Below are 15,753 nucleotides of genomic sequence, written 5' to 3'. Positions count from 1 at the left end.
TTGCCGAATATGCCATCGAAAGTAACGTTGATTTAGATCAGTCTTTACCTAGGTGATATTCTGACTTCGCCTTAATTTTATTGGACTTAGCCCTGTCCACCTCTTAAAAGCACGTGAGAAAGTGCTCAAATCAGCAAAGCCGAGTTGGTAGGCAATCTCGGTCATGTTGATGTGTTGGTCTTCTAACAAGTGCAGTGCTTTTTCTAGCTTGTATTTTTCGACGACGCCTCGATAGTTTGTGTTGAGTTCAGCAAGTCTTCTATTCAACGTTCGGATGTTCATGTTGAGCGACTGAGCAAGGCTCTCACCCGAAACATTCTCCAAGTTATTCGCTTGATTGAGCGCATTGTAGATCTGGAGAATCAGGTCGCCTTTCTTTAGGGACTCCGCGTCTTTTCTCAATAGATTCAGTGCCGAAAAATAGATCCCTTCATCGTAATTATCTAAAGGCTTATGCAAATGCTTTTTGTTGATAGCGATCTTTCTTATTGGGTGTCCGGCGGTAATTTTTGCTCCAGTTAACTGCTTGAGTTGTTCGGTGCGCTCTGGAGAGAATTTGTGCTCAATCAGTTTGACGCTCACTTCGATGTCTTCGCTGAGGATCACATGCTTGATGATGTAAATGAGTGTGGCGATGAGCATCGTTACGCCAAGGTAGGTGACGTGGCTTTCTTGGCTAAAAGGTTCGCTGTTGAGTACCCACAACTCGGCGCTACCTTGTTTATTTTCTCGATACTGAAGCCGGATAGGTGACGCAATAATGAACGAGAATTCAGCCGCAGTTTTTAGCATCGCCTCGAGGTTTGGAGCAGTCCATAGTGCTAGGGAGTAACTGCCAAAGGTTAAGGGAGTAACGTGCTTCGCGGCTCTTACGGGGATCAGCTCATCATCGGTATATTCACACAGTTTTACTAACTCTTCACGAAGGTCGTGGAAATGCAATCGGCCATCTGAATTCTTACGCTTTGGCGGAAAAAATTGGCTCTCCACTTGATGCTCTTTTGCTGTTAAAGCGAGCAAGGCTTGCCAGCCAGCGTGAACCGAAAGGGAGTTATGAAAGCGCTGTTCCAATGCCATTTTATAACCTTATAAATCGGAGATGTGATCAAAAACACAAAGTGATTAATTGTCCAGAATAGTGAATTTCTTGTCCTGAATTGCAAAGTTAAAGCCTAGGGAAATTGTATTCTGAATGCCGTGAAAAGGATATTTACCTGTACCCTACGTTCATGCATAACATACAAGTTTTGGTTTTAATGGAAAAGTAATATTCAAAATTTAGCCTGTTATGCAAAGTATAATGAGAACTACATAATGAATAATTGGCAAGAGATCCATAGCGAAAAACTACTCTCGTTAGAGTCTGCGGTAGGCAAACTCGCATCAGGTGACAAAATCTGGGCAGGTGGCTTACTGTCCATTCCAGTTGTTTTTCTAAAGGAGTTGGATAAACACCTCGACCTATTCAGTGATTGTGAAATCTACACAGGTTTGATGACGACTCCCTTCGAATTTTTGAAGCCTCAATATCGAGATAACTTCAAGCATATCAGTCTCTTCATGGGGCCAATTGAAAGAAAGCTGCAAAGCACAGGCAACGTAGAAGTGACGAACTTTCATTTCTCTAATTTCGAAAATATTTTTGAAAAACTGCAGCCGAATACAGTTGTCGTTGAAGTGACACCACCGAATGCAGACGGTTTTGTGAGCTTAGGCGCGTGTGGCGGCGTAGCAACGAAGGTGGCACTGAAACATGCCTCTAAAGTAATTTTTGTTGTTAATGAACAGCAACCTTTTATCGGTAATGAAGACAACATCGTTCATGTCGATTGTGCGGACGCATTAGTCGAAGGCCATCATAGTATCGCGTCACCTAAAGCTGGCCAGCCTTCAGAGCTAGAGACCGAAATTGCAAAACATGTTAGCCCATACATTAAAGATGGAATGACGGTGCAAATTGGTATTGGAACCATCTCAAATGCGATGGGTATGGCGCTTCGAGACCGTAAAGATCTAGGTGTTCATACAGAGATGTTTACGGAATCTCTCATGGAGATGTGTAAAGCCGGTGCGGTGTCTGGTACTAAAAAGAATCACATGCCAAACAAGATCGTCGCGGCATTCGCGGCAGGCCCGCAAGAGGTCATGGACTTTCTGCACAACAACCCAGACATAGAGATGGGCTCAATGAGCGAAGTCGTTAACCCGTATGAAGTCGCTAAGAACAATAATTTTGTCTCCATTAATACGTGTTTGATGATCGACCTTGTGGGTCAAGTGGCATCTGAAGGGGCGGGTTTTAGCCAGATTTCAGGCTCTGGTGGTCAGTTAGATTTTGTACGAGCAGCGAACATGGCGAAAAACGGCGTCAGCATCTTAGCCTTGGCAGCAACGCGTGAAGGCAAAGACGGCTTAGAGTCGAATATTCGTTTGTCATTGCCAGTGGGCACGCCGATTACCACACCTCGTAACGATGTACATATCGTGGCGACGGAATACGGCTCAGTAAACCTGCGTGGTATGACGGTCTCTGAACGCGTTCATGCGTTAGCGAATATCGCGCACCCAGATTTTCGTGAGTCGTTACTGGCTGAAGCAAAACAACATGGCTTAGTGAAGTAGGAGGTAATTATGTTTACAGGACAATTTTTTCAACTCGCATTTATCGAAGATTCTAATCGTATCGTTGAATTGGTTTTCAACGCAGAATCTGATTCGGTTAACACACTCACTAAGTCGGCATTAATTGAACTTGAAAGCTGTGTCGAACAACTTGAAAACAGTGATGCTGCCGGTCTGATCATCCGTTCAGGCAAAGCGTTATTTAGCGCGGGTGCGGATGTAAAAGCCTTTCGCTCTCTGTTTAGTGACGGTGATGCGGCCATTACCGATTACTTATCATGGGCGCACTCCATTTATAACCGAATTGAAGATCTCAACCTTCCTAAAGTTGCGATCGTTAATGGTGTCGCTGCTTGCGGATTATCGTCTTGCAACGACCGATCTAAAAATGAGCTTGCCTGAAGTTAAGCTTGGCATTATGCCAGCATGGGGTGGGGTGACTCGATTACCGCGCATCACAGGTGTCGATACGGCACTGCAATGGCTAACAACGGGTAAAACCTTTAAGGCGCAGCAAGCGCTAGACCATCACGTTGTTGATGGTGTGATCGATGCGAGTAAGACAAACCCAATCGAAAGCGCGTTAACCATGCTTGAGTCGTGCATCTCTGGTGACTTTGATTGGCAGCAACGTTATGCAGAAAAACAAGCGCCCCTGACTCTGAATGACGCGGAACTGGCGATGTCGATTAATGTGGCTAAAGGCATGGTTGCGAAAGCAGCTGGCCCGCATTATCCGGCACCGGGCATTATTCTGAACACGATTTCTAAAAGCGCTCGTTGTTCTCGCGATGAAGCCTTAAAGCTTGAGCAAGCGGGAATCATCAAATGTGTCGCAAGTGGTGTAGCAGACGCTTTGGTGAATGTTTTCCTGAGCGACATGGCAGTAAAAGCGACCGCAAAGAAACACGCTAAAGGCGGCAAGAAAACCGAAGAAGTGGGTGTGGTCGGCGCGGGTATTATGGGCGGTGGTATCGCTTATGTTACCGCGGATAAAAAGCTGGATGTGGTACTCAAAGACATCAACAAACAGGGCTTAGCGTTAGGGCTAAATGAAGCCAATCAACTGCTTTCAAAGCAAGTGACTCGCGGTCGTAAGAGCCCAGAGGCGATGGGTGAAGTGCTCAATCGTATCGTGCCGACTTTGCACAATGCAGCGTTAGACAGCTGTGATTTGGTGATAGAAGCGGTCGTTGAGAATCCAATCGTAAAAGAAAAGGTGCTAGCTGAGCTTGAACAGGTTGCGCCAAATGCAATGATTGCATCAAACACATCTACTTTGATGATCAGTGGCTTAGCACACTCATTAAAGAACCCAGAGAATTTCTGTGGCATTCACTTTTTTAACCCGGTGCACCGCATGCCGTTGGTTGAAGTGATTAAAGGTGAGCAAACATCAGCGGAAACCATTGCAACCGCAGTCAACTACGTTCTGGCACTTGACAAGACGCCTATCGTGGTGAACGACTGTGCTGGCTTCTTGGTCAATCGCTGCCTAACGCCTTACTTCTTGGCTTTCAACCAACTGTTGGTTGCGGGCGGTGATATTGCTCAAATCGACAAAGTGATGAGCAAAGGGTTTGGTTGGCCAATGGGGCCAGCGCATCTGCTTGATGTGATTGGACTCGATACCGCGGATCACTGCATTGATGTGATGAGCGAAGCCTTCCCAACGCGTTTAGCTAAGCCTGAAGCGAATCTGATCGCGGAATCTGTGGCGAAAGGACGTTTAGGACAAAAAACAAAAGAAGGTTTCTATCTGTACAAAGCGGATCGCAAAGGTCGCTTACAGCCAGAAAACCATTTGGAAACCACTGCGCTTATTGAAAGCCTTTGTGATGCACCAATCTCAATGGAGCCTCAAGACATCACAATGAGAATGATGTTACCGATGATGTATGAAGCGATTCGCTGTTTAGATGACGGCATTATTTCTTCAGCTGCCGAGGGTGATATTGCGTTTATCTACGGCACTGGATTCCCGGCATTCCGTGGCGGAATCTTCTACTACATGGATAGCATGGGTCTAGATAAGTTGCTAGAGATTGCCCAACAATATGAAGACTTAGGTTCTTTATATGCTATCCCTCAAGGTCTTCGTGACCGTGTTGAACTGAACCGTAATTTTTACGCGTAACTTGGAGCAAGAAATATGAAAAACGTAGTGATTGTAGATGCGATTCGAACTCCAATGGGGCGTTCAAAAAATGGTGTATTTCGACATGTTCGAGCCGATGATCTTTCGTCTCACTTAATGAGTGCGATGCTAAAGCGTCAGCCAAAGGTTGAATCCACTCTGATTGATGATGTGATCTGGGGCTGTGTGCAGCAAACAGAAGAGCAGGGCGTTAACCTTGCGAAGGTCGCAGCACTGCAAGCTGGGCTGTCTGAAGAAGTACCAGCAACAACGGTGAACCGTTTGTGTGGATCGTCGATGGATGCTTTGCACATGGCAACGCGCTCGATCAAAGCGGGTGATGCTGATGTTGTCCTCGTTGGTGGTGTTGAGCATATGGGTCATATCCCGATGACAAAAGGCATCAACCTAAACCCATACAACCGTAATATGGCACAAGCTTCTGCGATGATGGGGTTAACGGCGGAAGCACTTGGGCAACTGCATAACGTGTCGCGTGAAGAGCAAGATGAACTGGGCGCTCGTTCGCACCGACTCGCGCACGAAGCGACACTTGAAGGTCGCTTTGATAACGAGATTGTCCCAACCATGGGTCATGACGAAAGCGGTGCGCCAATCTTGGTTAAGCATGATGAGGTGATTCGTCCTGAAACCACCGCTGAATCTTTGTCTAAGCTTCGCCCTGCGTTTGACCCGCGAGGAACCGTAACGGCAGGTACGTCTTCGGCCTTGTCTGACGGCGCATCTTGTTTGCTGGTGATGAGTGAAGATAAAGCCATCGAGCTCGGCATTAAACCAAGAGCTAAAGTTATCTCTTCTGCCTCTGCGGGAGTGCCAGCGGCGCTTATGGGTTATGGGCCCGTACCGGCAACCCAAAAAGCGTTAGCCAAGACTGATCTAACGATCGCAGATATCGATTTTGCTGAAGTGAATGAAGCCTTTGCAGCGCAAGCTATCCCGTGTTTAAAAGATTTAGGCTTATGGGAGCAGCGTGAAGATAAAGTGAACCTGCATGGTGGAGCGATTTCACTGGGTCATCCTTTAGGATGTTCGGGTGCTCGCATCGTCGGTAGCCTTATCAATATTATGGAACAGCGTGGTGGTCGATATGGACTCGCAACCATGTGTATTGGTATGGGGCAAGGTATTGCAACGATTATCGAAAGAGTGGAGTGAGTCACTTAATGGTTCGAGATGAGCTCGTCATCTAGGTGACCAAGACAATAAATTAGGGTAACGATTCAAGCCTTCAACCTGTGTTGAAGGCTTTTTAGTGAATTGCACTTTTTGTTTATTCAGAACTATCATTGAAGGACACACATGCCTTAAGTTCAAATAATCGACAAACCATGGTTATGAATGAATGTTTTTTCAACGGTCAGGCAAATATCGGCACAATGGCATTGACCTTACCCTAAGGGTAACGTTTATAGTTGCGGTGTAAATTCAAAGGTAAGCTATGACAAACACATTCCGAAAAACTTGGATTATTGTTTTCAGCATCATTGCGATGTTGATGTCTAGCTATGCCTCAAGCTCTTCAGCCATGATGGCTAATATCATGGCAACGCAGATGATGTCGAATAAGTCTATCTGCCAGCACAACGATTCGCCGAGCGATCCTGATGCCGCAAATCAATTTGCTGCCGGTTGCCATGTGACCGTTAGCGATCCAGACATGAGCGATCATGTTCACGCAAGCACGCCGAATGGCGACCAGTCTGTTCATGGAGCTCACTCTGCCCATGATGACCACGCTATTTATGTTGAGCTGTCTGCTGATGACAAGATGGCTTCACATCAAGAATCAATGGATGCTCACGGAGAGCATGTGATGGGCAACAACTGTTGTGGCGGTTCGGATTCTGCTCATATCTGTTGCTATTCTGTTTGTTCTACCGCATCACACACAATTCAGGCGCTTCAAGCCAACTACCAAATTTCCTCTTCATTCGCACTTCATCACTCTGTGACTATCGGTCAAAAAGTGACTCGCGCTCAATCTTTGCTACGCCCACCTTCCGCATAAATCTATATCTAAAAATACAGCTATATCAGTTAGATAATTCTGATAAGCCATTCTTTTTTATGCGCTAATTAGCGCTAGATATGGACATTCATTGTGAATATGAAACCAACAACCTCTGTGTTTGTCATGAACACGAGCTTAGTGGTTGCTGCTGCCTTGCCTATGGCCTTGTTTTCAAGTGCTACGCTCGCGGCTACCACGGCGTCAGCTTCAAATGCTCAACACATTTCAGCACATGACCAAGCAAGCTCGACGCAGCAACTCAATACACTGATTGAGATCGCGTTAAGCGAAGATGGAAATCGCAAGCAGTACTTTGCTCAGTCTCAAGCGATGCGAGAAACGGGCATTGCCAGCTCGACCTTAATGGATCCTAAATTAAAAGTTGGATTTGGCGGTTTGCCTGTCGATAGCTTTCAATTCGACGAAGACCCGATGACCAATATATCGGTAGGGTTGATGCAGCAGTTTGAGCGTGGCGATACGCTTAACCTCCAACAGAAAAAGGCAGGCCAACAGGCAGATGCTTTAGCTTTGCAGGTGCAAGCAAGAGAATTGACGGTTGCGAATAGCATGACGCAGCTTTGGCTTGAGTTAGGTTATCAACAAAAAGCTGAGTCGGTGATTCGTCAAAATCGTCGCTTGTTGGTTGAGCTTGAAAACTATGTACAAACCAATTACTCGATTGGTAAAAGTGAAGCGCAAGATCTGCTTAATGCTCAGCTTCAAGTGAGCAAGCTTGATGAGAAACTTCAGGCAAACCAGCAAGTTCAGCGCCGTTTAATCTCTCAGCTTTCTGAATGGTTGGGTTCTGATTGGCTAGGCTCTCAGGTTCTTGATTCTCAGGGCACACTGAATGCAACTAACCAAATCGATTGGTCGTTGTTGGAAAGCAAATTAGCGACCAATATCGATTCAACCAAGCACTACCAGCTGCTGACTGACCATCCTTTGGTTAAGATCTCCGATGTCAGTATTTCCTCCAATCAAACTCAGGTTGAGTTAGCCGAGCAAGCTTATACCCCGCAGTTTGGGGTGGAAGTGATGTATGCACACCGTCAAGCCAATAACATGGCAGGTGAACCTGCTTCTGATCTGGTGAGTGCTTATCTGACAGTCGACATCCCGCTGTTTACAGGGAACCGACAAGATAAAAACTTATCGGCTGCTCAGTATCAAGTTGGTGCGGCTAAATCTCAAAAAGACACCTTACTTTCCCAAATGAACGCGCAAGTGAATGCATTGCTGGTGGACAGATCAAATCTGATCCAGCGATTAGGTCGCTATCAAACGTCCTTGCTTCCTCAAACCGCAGCCCGAATCAGCGCGGTTGAGAGGGGCTATCAAAACAATACCGCCCAGTTTAACGATGTCATTTTAGCAACGACCGATGAGCTGGCGCTTAAGTTAGAGCAACAACGTTTGATCACCGATCTCAACATCGTTAACAGCAAACTGGCGGCGTTAGTCAGTGGCTTTGAATACCAAGTAAATCAACCACAGCTTGTAACCACAGAGAATCAGTAAGGGATAGATAATGAGTTCAGTAAAAGTAGCAACAATCGCTTTATTGGTCGGTGGTGCATTGGGTTTTGGTGTGAACCATTTTCTGATTAATCCAGCACACGACATGTCAGCAATGGCAACGAGTACAGAAGCCAGCGATGAACCTTTGTATTGGGTGGCTCCGATGGACCCAAATTATCAGCGAGACAAGCCGGGTCAGTCACCTATGGGGATGGATTTAATCCCTGTTTACGCGGATGACTCAAGTGGTGTTAAAGATGAGCCCGGTACCGTGTTCATTGATTCGTCGGTAGAAAATAATCTGGGTGTCAAAACAGCGAAAGTTAAGTTCGAAACGCTATCTCCTCGGATTGAAACCGTGGGTTATGTGGCGTTCGATGAAAGTACATTGTGGCAAACCAACGTAAGAGCAGCTGGTTGGGTTGAGAAGCTCTACATCAACGCAGTGGGTGAGAAGGTAAACAAAGGTGATGTGCTTTTCACACTCTATTCTCCAGAGCTTGTTAAAGCACAAGAAGAGTTGATCAGTGCTTATAAAACGGGTCGTAAAGGTTTGATCAAAGGCTCGACTGAACGCTTAATTACCTTGGGTGTTGATAAGACGCAAATCCGCGCTATTACGCGCAAAGGCAAAGCCTCACAAACCATTGAAGTCAAAGCGCCAGCCGATGGTGTCATCGCAAGTTTGAATATCCGAGAAGGTGGTTATCTTTCACCTGCACAAGCGGTGATCAGTGCTGGCCCATTAGGCGAAGTATGGGTTGATGCAGAGGTGTTTGAGCGCCAAGCGCATTGGATCTCGTCAGGCAGCAATGCGGTGATGACGCTAGATGCCATTCCCGGTAAAGAGTGGTTGGGTAATGTCGATTATGTTTACCCAATCCTTGAGCCAAAAACTCGAACCTTGCGCGTTCGTTTGAAGTTCTCCAATCCAAATGGCGAGCTTAAGCCAAATATGTTCGCCAATATTGCATTGAAACCAATCAGTGATGAAGCCGTTCTTACTATCCCAAGATCTTCGGTGATTCACTCCGGTGGTATGACTCGAGTGGTGATGTCAGAAGGTTCTGGCAAGTATCGCTCTGCTCGTATTGAGGTTGGTCGTGAAGCTGGCGAAAAAATAGAGGTGCTTCAAGGGCTAGAGCAAGGTGAGAACATTGTCACTTCTGCGCACTTCATGTTGGATTCTGAATCGAGCCAATCAGCTGATCTGTCACGCATTAATGGTGTTGAAGAAGAAGCTGAAACCGTATGGGCGAACGGTGAAATTTCCGATGTTATGCAAGGCAGCCGTATGGTGACGATTAACCATCAGCCTGTTCCAGAATGGGATTGGCCGGGCATGGTGATGAATTTCACCTTTGCGGAAGGCTTGGACATGAGTGATGTGCAACGTGGTAAGGCAATTGACTTTGAGATGAGAAAGACAGAGTCAGGGCAGTACGAGGTTGTGGATTACAAGGTCAACAAACACAAGATGGCTGGCGAAGTTTGGGTAACGGGTGACATTACAATGTTGATGGCAGATTTTGGCATGATCACCGTAAAACATCAGCCAGTCCCTGAGTGGAATTGGAAAGCGGGTGAAATGAATTTCCAAGCCAGTGATGACCTTGATTTATCTGAGTTTGCCGAGGGTCAAACGATTCGGTTTCTAGTGGCGAAGCAGGGTTCTGATTATGTGCTCAAATCTTTAGAAGCGGGTGAGGGCGAACTATGATCAATGCAATCATTTGCTGGTCTATTAGCAACCGCTTCTTAGTGCTGGTTGCTACTGTAGCCATCGTATTTGGCGGTTTATACAGCGTTAAAAATACACCGGTCGATGCCATTCCAGATTTATCAGATGTTCAGGTAATTATCAAAACCAGTTATCCGGGGCAAGCGCCACAAGTGGTTGAGGATCAGGTGACTTATCCATTAACCACCGCCATGTTAGCTGTACCGGGAGCTGAAACGGTTCGTGGTTACTCGTTTTTTGGTGATTCCTATGTCTATATCATCTTCAATGACAATACTGATATGTACTGGGCACGTTCACGAGTGCTGGAGTACCTAAGCCAAGTTGCACCTAACTTGCCTTCGAGTGCTAAGCCAACACTAGGGCCAGATGCAACCGGTGTGGGCTGGGTTTACAGCTACGTGTTGCAAGATAAAACCGGTCAGCACGACTTAGCGGAACTTCGCAGTTTGCAAGATTGGTTCTTGAAGTATGAATTGCAAACCGTAGAAGGTGTGTCTGAGGTGGCGACCGTTGGCGGCATGGTGAAGCAGTATCAAGTACAGATTGATCCGGCCAAGTTACGTGCATATGACCTGACGCTTCAGCAAGTCAACAAGGCAATCCAAGATGGTAATCAAGAAACAGGAGCGTCTGTTGTTGAGATTGCGGAAGCCGAGCACATGGTTCGTACCACCGGTTACCTGACAAGCATCGAAGATATTCAATCTTTGCCGCTAAAAGTGACCGACAAAGGTACTCCGTTGCTATTAGGTGACATTGCTGACATTAACCTTGGCCCACAAATGCGTCGTGGTATCTCTGAACTTAATGGTGAAGGAGAAGCGGTTGGCGGCGTTATTGTGATGCGCTTTGGTGAAAATGCCAGTGAAGTGATCGACTCGGTCAAATCCAAACTCGCTGAACTGCAAGCTGGCTTACCTGATGGTGTCGAGATTGTCGCGACTTATGACCGCTCTACTTTGATTGATTCAGCCGTTGAAAACCTATGGAAGAAGCTGGCTGAAGAGTTCATCGTGGTCGCCGTGGTGTGCGCGCTGTTCTTGTTCCATATCCGCTCATCACTGGTTATCGCACTAAGCCTGCCTGTTGGTATCTTGGGTGCATTCATTGTGATGCATTGGCAGGGTATTAACGCCAATATCATGTCTCTTGGCGGTATAGCGATTGCGATTGGTGCCATGGTGGATGGTGCCATCGTGATGATCGAGAACGTTCATAAACACATTGAACGGACTCCGCTCACTGATAAAAACCGTTGGCAGGTGATTGGTAAGGCAGCAGAAGAAGTCGGCGCACCGCTGTTCTTCTCTCTGATTATCATTACCTTGAGTTTTGTGCCTGTGTTCGCGCTAGAAGGGCAAGAGGGCAAGATGTTCTCGCCACTTGCGTTTACCAAAACGTATGCGATGGCGGCAGCGGCGGGTTTGGCTATCACGCTGGTGCCTGTGTTAATGGGTTATTTCATTCGCGGTAACGTGCTACCTGAACATAAAAACCCAGTCAACCGCAGCCTAGTGGCGATGTACAAACCGCTTCTGAACCTCAGCCTAAAATATCCAAAGGTGATGATTGTTATCGCACTTGGCTTAATGGCGTCTGCTTATTACCCAACCAGTAAGCTTGGTAGTGAGTTCATCCCTCCTTTGGACGAAGGGGATTTGATGTACATGCCAACCACCTATCCGGGCATCTCAATAGGTAAGGCGCGTGAGTTGTTGCAACAAACCAACAAGCTCATCAAAACCATTCCAGAAGTCGAAACCACGTGGGGCAAAATTGGTCGAGCAGAAACAGCAACCGATCCTGCACCGTTAACCATGATTGAAACCGTGATTCAGCTTAAACCGCGAGATGAGTGGCGTGACGGTGTCACTACTGAGTCTCTGCGTAAAGAGTTTGATGATCTGATTCAGTTCCCAGGTTTAACCAATGCGTGGGTTATGCCAATCAAAACTCGTATCGACATGTTAGCGACCGGTATCAAAACTCCAATCGGTATCAAAATCGCTGGCCCAGAGCTGAGCGTGATTGAAGATATTGGGTCGCAACTTGAACCCATCCTCAACAGCGTGAGTGGTACGGCTTCTGTCTACGCCGAGCGTGTTGCGGGCGGTCGTTATGTGACGATAGACATTAAACGTCGCTCGGCTGCGCGATATGGCTTGAGCATTAAAGAAGTGCAACAGGTTATCTCGACTGCGGTTGGTGGCATGAACGTGGGCGAAACCGTTGAGGGGCTAGAACGTTACCCAATCAATGTCCGTTACCCACAAAGCTATCGTGATTCTGTCGTTAAGCTGCAGAACCTGCCGTTAGTGACACCAAATGGAGCGCGAATTGCTTTGTCTGATGTTGCAGATATTCGCTATGAAGATGGGCCACCAATGATTAAGACCGAGAACGCGCGTCCTAATGGTTGGGTGTTCGTTGACATCGAAGGTCGCGACCTTGGTTCTTATGTGGCAGAGGCGCAAAAAGTCGTTACAGATCAAATCGTCTTACCTGCGGGTTATTCACTGGCGTGGTCTGGTCAATACGAATACATGGAGCGTGCGAAGGAGCGTTTGAGTGTCGTTGTGCCAATCACAATCGCCATCATCATGTTGTTGCTCTACCTCAGCTTCCGCCGTGTCGGTGAGGTGATGATGATCATGCTGACATTGCCACTCGCGATGGTTGGTGGCCTATGGCTGATGCATGTCCTCAATTACAACTTCTCCATTGCGGTGGGTGTGGGCTTTATCGCCCTTGCCGGGGTTGCTGTTGAGATAGGTGTGATCATGTTGGTCTACCTAAACCAAGCATGGCACTACAAGAAATGGGATGCGGAGCAGAACCAGCAAGCACTTCAGAGTGAAGACTTAACGGATGCGATTCGTGAGGGCGCAGGACTGCGTGTTCGCCCAGTGATGATGACGGTACTTACGGTGATTATTGGCCTCATTCCAATTATGTATGGCGAGGGAACGGGCTCTGAAGTGATGCAGCGAATTGCAGCGCCGATGATAGGCGGAATGGCTTCTGCACTATTGCTTACGCTACTGGTGTTGCCTGCAATCTTTAAGCTCTGGAAACAGCGTGAGATTACGGATAGCCAAAACGAGACAAACAAATAACGTATTGATTATTAGCCCTTACTGACCAAAAACAGAGTGAGTACGGGCGTATCACATGAACATGTGAAACTAACAAATAAATAACTGAATTAATCTAAGGAACGATCATGAAAAAGACACTTATTGCGATTGCACTGACGTTAACTACTGCAACGGCTTTTGCTGAAATGGACCATTCAACTGTTGATCATTCAAGTATCGACCATTCAAACATGGATCACTCGATGATGAAGAGTGGAGAGATGGATCATTCAAAAATGGATCACAGCATGATGAAGGATGGAAAGATGGACCATTCGATGATGAATATGGAAGGCATGTCCGAGGTGGGTATGCCTGCGACAGGCGCAAAGCCGGATAAAGTGGTTCATGTTCTGCTAAGTGACGATATGAAAATCACATTTAAGAACAAGGTTGATATTGAGCCGAACGACGTGGTGCAGTTTGTTGTGATGAACACAGGCAAGATTGATCACGAATTCTCGATTGGTTCTGCTTCAGAGCAGTTAGAGCACCGTGAAATGATGAAAAACATGGGTAATCACGCCCATGACTCGGGTAGCACAGTTACAGTTAAGCCGGGTAAAGCGAAGCAATTGCTGTGGCATTTCCATGGTGATAATAACGTAGAGTTCGCGTGCAATATTCCTGGTCACGCTGAAGCGGGTATGGTGAAGTCGTTAACGCTATAAGGTGATACACAAGCCATAACTAGTTCAAAGGGATGAGTGCTAGGTATGGCTACCTTGTTTTAGTGCTATTTAGGTATTAGCTTTAAAAGACTATAGGAATAGGAGTTTAAGGATGAATAAGACAGTTCTAGTACTTGCAGTAACGGGAGCTTTAATAACGTGGTCGACCCACAGCATTGCTGCTAAACCTGAGTGGGCTGGTAAAGGTAAGCCCGATTTAGAAGAAGTGAAAACGCTCGCTGAGGCTAAAAAAGTTGAAGGCGAAATTGATGATCGTGAGAAGCAGCTTGATTCAATGATCGAAGAGAAAAATAAGAAAGCGAAAAAAAGTAAGAACAAAAAAGATAAGCAGAAACTAGATAAAGAACTCGACGATTTGGAAGACGAGAAAGAAGCCCTCGAAGAGAGTAAAGAGAAGCTCAAAGATAAGAAAGAAAAGCTTGAAGATGATATAGATAATGACGAAGAAAAGTCGGGATTAGAAAAGCAGAAAGACAAGAAAGCGGAACAAGAGCGTAAAGAAGAAGGAAAAGGGTCAGAGAAAGGCCAACAGCAGCGTGAAGAAAACAGCAAAAAGTGGTGGAACTTCTGGGAGTAATGCGAGGGCCTAACATCACCAATTCATTTCAACCTATCAGCACAGCTTTGTGTGACCGCTAAGTCATTGGTTAAACATTATGACCAGTTAAAGATAAGTCTCAACCTGTTCAGGAATACATGAACTAACTTGTATTGGCTGAGGCTTATCTGTAGTTAGAATCACTGTAGTAAGATAGAAGTTTCAAGCAGGTGGTGTGCTTCGCCGCTCAGATGCGGTAGCTCTGACATGATCTTCTTAAGCTTGTCGTCGATTGATTCTGCTTCATTCAGCGATCGAAAAGCCAGTACAGCCTGTTCAGGCTCGCTGTTCACATAACCTTTCAATGTATCTAGCTGAATTTTATTGGCATTTTCAACTTTTGCTAGCGCGACATTAATTGCTTCGATGTTAATTGTTAACTCATTGCTTTTAAACATTTTTTATTATTTATGGGTTGTTGCTAATGCGCGCACATTACCACAATGATTTTTGCAGATATTGACCAAGATTATTAAATTGGAACAATTTTGAAAATCATTAAAAGTTGAACTGCAATGTGTGATTTGGATAGGTGTCAGAAATACGAAGCGATTTAAGGAGTTAATAGCTTTGGTTGGTCAATCTAAACTTAAACAAAATAAGTTTAATCAGTATAGGTTTAATGACTGTGGACTTAGCAAACAGCAAAAATTTTTGAATAGTGTATCGCTGGAAGAAAGTGCGTCATGGAGCATAAGGAGAAGTTGGAGCGTGCAGCGGGAATCGAACCCGCATCATCAGCTTGGAAGGCTGAGGTAATAGCCATTATACGATGCACGCACACTGTCTTATGAGTAAGACTGAGGCATTAAGAGACTTGGAGCGTGCAGCGGGAATCGAACCCGCATCATCAGCTTGGAAGGCTGAGGTAATAGCCATTATACGATGCACGCACATCGTCTTAACGAGTTTGATAATGCCACATCTAACTGAAAACGAAACCTTTTTCTTTCATTTTTATTCTAAGTGCTCGCATAACCACCACTCCGCTAGTTTTTCCATCATGTTTGGCGTTTTCAGAGTGAATAAAATGTGACTAAAATCTCGTTAAAAGGAGGGCGAGAAATATTAGTAAATGTCATGCTGCTTTTTGCGATAAACCGACCTTAATTTATAAACCTGTTTCAGTGGTGCTTGGTTGTCATAAATCTTATGAAAATTAAGGAATTTGGAGTGTTAACATAAACTGATTTTTATTTGTGTTTTGGCGTCCGTTAATAACAATCTGAATGCATAAATTTAACTTATCAGCCGGTCAAAACATTCA

Annotated in this window: 11 protein-coding genes, 2 tRNA genes and 1 pseudogene; 10 read left to right on the top strand and 4 right to left on the bottom strand. The window is 45.8% G+C overall.

All coding sequences use genetic code 11. The features are described 5' to 3' along the window. Nucleotides 1-48 precede the first annotated feature (48 nt). Nucleotides 49-1,077 (bottom strand): helix-turn-helix domain-containing protein, encoded by a 1,029-nt coding sequence (locus tag AB4484_RS01655; RefSeq protein ID WP_372076142.1) that lies wholly within the window; start codon nt 1,075-1,077, stop codon nt 49-51. A 237-nt stretch (nt 1,078-1,314) separates the two neighbouring features. On the opposite strand from AB4484_RS01655, the gene AB4484_RS01650 reads away from it, so the two are divergent. The 10 genes and pseudogenes from AB4484_RS01650 to AB4484_RS01605 all read left to right on the top strand — a co-directional run bounded on the left by AB4484_RS01650 (nt 1,315) and on the right by AB4484_RS01605 (nt 14,465). Then, a complete protein-coding gene (locus AB4484_RS01650) occupies nt 1,315-2,622 on the top strand; it encodes an acetyl-CoA hydrolase/transferase family protein (RefSeq protein WP_050634292.1) in 1,308 nt (435 codons plus the stop codon). Nucleotides 2,623-2,631: 9 nt separating this feature from the next. Continuing rightward, nucleotides 2,632-3,163: pseudogene (locus AB4484_RS01645) on the top strand (enoyl-CoA hydratase-related protein); the annotation flags it as partial. Between the two features lie 48 nt (nt 3,164-3,211). Beyond that, on the top strand, nt 3,212-4,759 hold the full coding sequence (locus AB4484_RS01640) for a 3-hydroxyacyl-CoA dehydrogenase NAD-binding domain-containing protein (RefSeq protein WP_372076180.1): 1,548 nt from the start codon (nt 3,212-3,214) through the stop codon (nt 4,757-4,759). Between the two features lie 15 nt (nt 4,760-4,774). Next, nucleotides 4,775-5,935: an acetyl-CoA C-acyltransferase FadA gene (gene fadA, locus AB4484_RS01635; protein ID WP_372076140.1), complete on the top strand. Its 1,161-nt coding sequence runs from the start codon at nt 4,775-4,777 to the stop codon at nt 5,933-5,935. Between the two features lie 283 nt (nt 5,936-6,218). After that, nucleotides 6,219-6,788, top strand: coding sequence for a hypothetical protein (locus AB4484_RS01630; RefSeq protein ID WP_050651738.1), 570 nt, complete (start codon nt 6,219-6,221; stop codon nt 6,786-6,788). Nucleotides 6,789-6,887: 99 nt separating this feature from the next. After that, complete coding sequence (locus tag AB4484_RS01625) at nt 6,888-8,315, top strand: TolC family protein (RefSeq protein WP_372076178.1); 1,428 nt, start codon at nt 6,888-6,890, stop codon at nt 8,313-8,315. A gap of 10 nt (nt 8,316-8,325) precedes the next feature. Continuing rightward, nucleotides 8,326-10,035 (top strand): efflux RND transporter periplasmic adaptor subunit, encoded by a 1,710-nt coding sequence (locus AB4484_RS01620; RefSeq protein WP_372076138.1) that lies wholly within the window; start codon nt 8,326-8,328, stop codon nt 10,033-10,035. Next, complete coding sequence (locus AB4484_RS01615) at nt 10,032-13,175, top strand: efflux RND transporter permease subunit (RefSeq protein WP_372076136.1); 3,144 nt, start codon at nt 10,032-10,034, stop codon at nt 13,173-13,175. The genes AB4484_RS01620 and AB4484_RS01615 overlap by 4 nt, the downstream gene beginning before the upstream one ends. A 107-nt stretch (nt 13,176-13,282) precedes the next feature. Then, nucleotides 13,283-13,867, top strand: a complete 585-nt coding sequence (locus tag AB4484_RS01610; protein ID WP_050644223.1) for a cupredoxin family protein — start codon at nt 13,283-13,285, stop codon at nt 13,865-13,867. Nucleotides 13,868-13,979: 112 nt separating this feature from the next. Further along, on the top strand, nt 13,980-14,465 hold the full coding sequence (locus tag AB4484_RS01605) for a hypothetical protein (protein ID WP_017091500.1): 486 nt from the start codon (nt 13,980-13,982) through the stop codon (nt 14,463-14,465). A 161-nt stretch (nt 14,466-14,626) separates the two neighbouring features. Here the strand turns inward: AB4484_RS01605 and AB4484_RS01600 are convergent, their stop codons facing one another. The 3 genes from AB4484_RS01600 to AB4484_RS01590 form a co-directional block, all read right to left on the bottom strand. After that, nucleotides 14,627-14,884 (bottom strand): hypothetical protein, encoded by a 258-nt coding sequence (locus AB4484_RS01600; protein ID WP_050634283.1) that lies wholly within the window; start codon nt 14,882-14,884, stop codon nt 14,627-14,629. A 307-nt stretch (nt 14,885-15,191) separates the two neighbouring features. Next, nucleotides 15,192-15,266, bottom strand: a tRNA-Gly gene (locus tag AB4484_RS01595). A gap of 38 nt (nt 15,267-15,304) precedes the next feature. After that, nucleotides 15,305-15,379: transfer RNA gene (locus AB4484_RS01590), tRNA-Gly, on the bottom strand. Between the last annotated feature and the right edge of the window lie 374 nt (nt 15,380-15,753).

Origin of the sequence: Vibrio sp. 10N.261.46.A3, assembly GCF_041472995.1 — a bacterium.
GTDB lineage: Bacteria > Pseudomonadota > Gammaproteobacteria > Enterobacterales > Vibrionaceae > Vibrio > Vibrio coralliirubri.
The sequence above is the reverse complement of the archived record's forward strand: the minus strand, read 5'-3'. Positions and strand labels throughout refer to the sequence as shown.

Coding starts and splice junctions, on each gene's coding strand:
- AB4484_RS01620 (WP_372076138.1), top strand. CDS start 8,326: ATGAGTTCAGTAAAAGTAGCAACAATCGCTTTATTGGTCGGTGGTGCA.
- AB4484_RS01610 (WP_050644223.1), top strand. CDS start 13,283: ATGAAAAAGACACTTATTGCGATTGCACTGACGTTAACTACTGCAACG.
- AB4484_RS01650 (WP_050634292.1), top strand. CDS start 1,315: ATGAATAATTGGCAAGAGATCCATAGCGAAAAACTACTCTCGTTAGAG.
- AB4484_RS01605 (WP_017091500.1), top strand. CDS start 13,980: ATGAATAAGACAGTTCTAGTACTTGCAGTAACGGGAGCTTTAATAACG.
- fadA (WP_372076140.1), top strand. CDS start 4,775: ATGAAAAACGTAGTGATTGTAGATGCGATTCGAACTCCAATGGGGCGT.
- AB4484_RS01600 (WP_050634283.1), bottom strand. CDS start 14,884: ATGTTTAAAAGCAATGAGTTAACAATTAACATCGAAGCAATTAATGTC.
- AB4484_RS01655 (WP_372076142.1), bottom strand. CDS start 1,077: ATGGCATTGGAACAGCGCTTTCATAACTCCCTTTCGGTTCACGCTGGC.
- AB4484_RS01630 (WP_050651738.1), top strand. CDS start 6,219: ATGACAAACACATTCCGAAAAACTTGGATTATTGTTTTCAGCATCATT.
- AB4484_RS01615 (WP_372076136.1), top strand. CDS start 10,032: ATGATCAATGCAATCATTTGCTGGTCTATTAGCAACCGCTTCTTAGTG.
- AB4484_RS01625 (WP_372076178.1), top strand. CDS start 6,888: ATGAAACCAACAACCTCTGTGTTTGTCATGAACACGAGCTTAGTGGTT.
- AB4484_RS01640 (WP_372076180.1), top strand. CDS start 3,212: ATGCTTGAGTCGTGCATCTCTGGTGACTTTGATTGGCAGCAACGTTAT.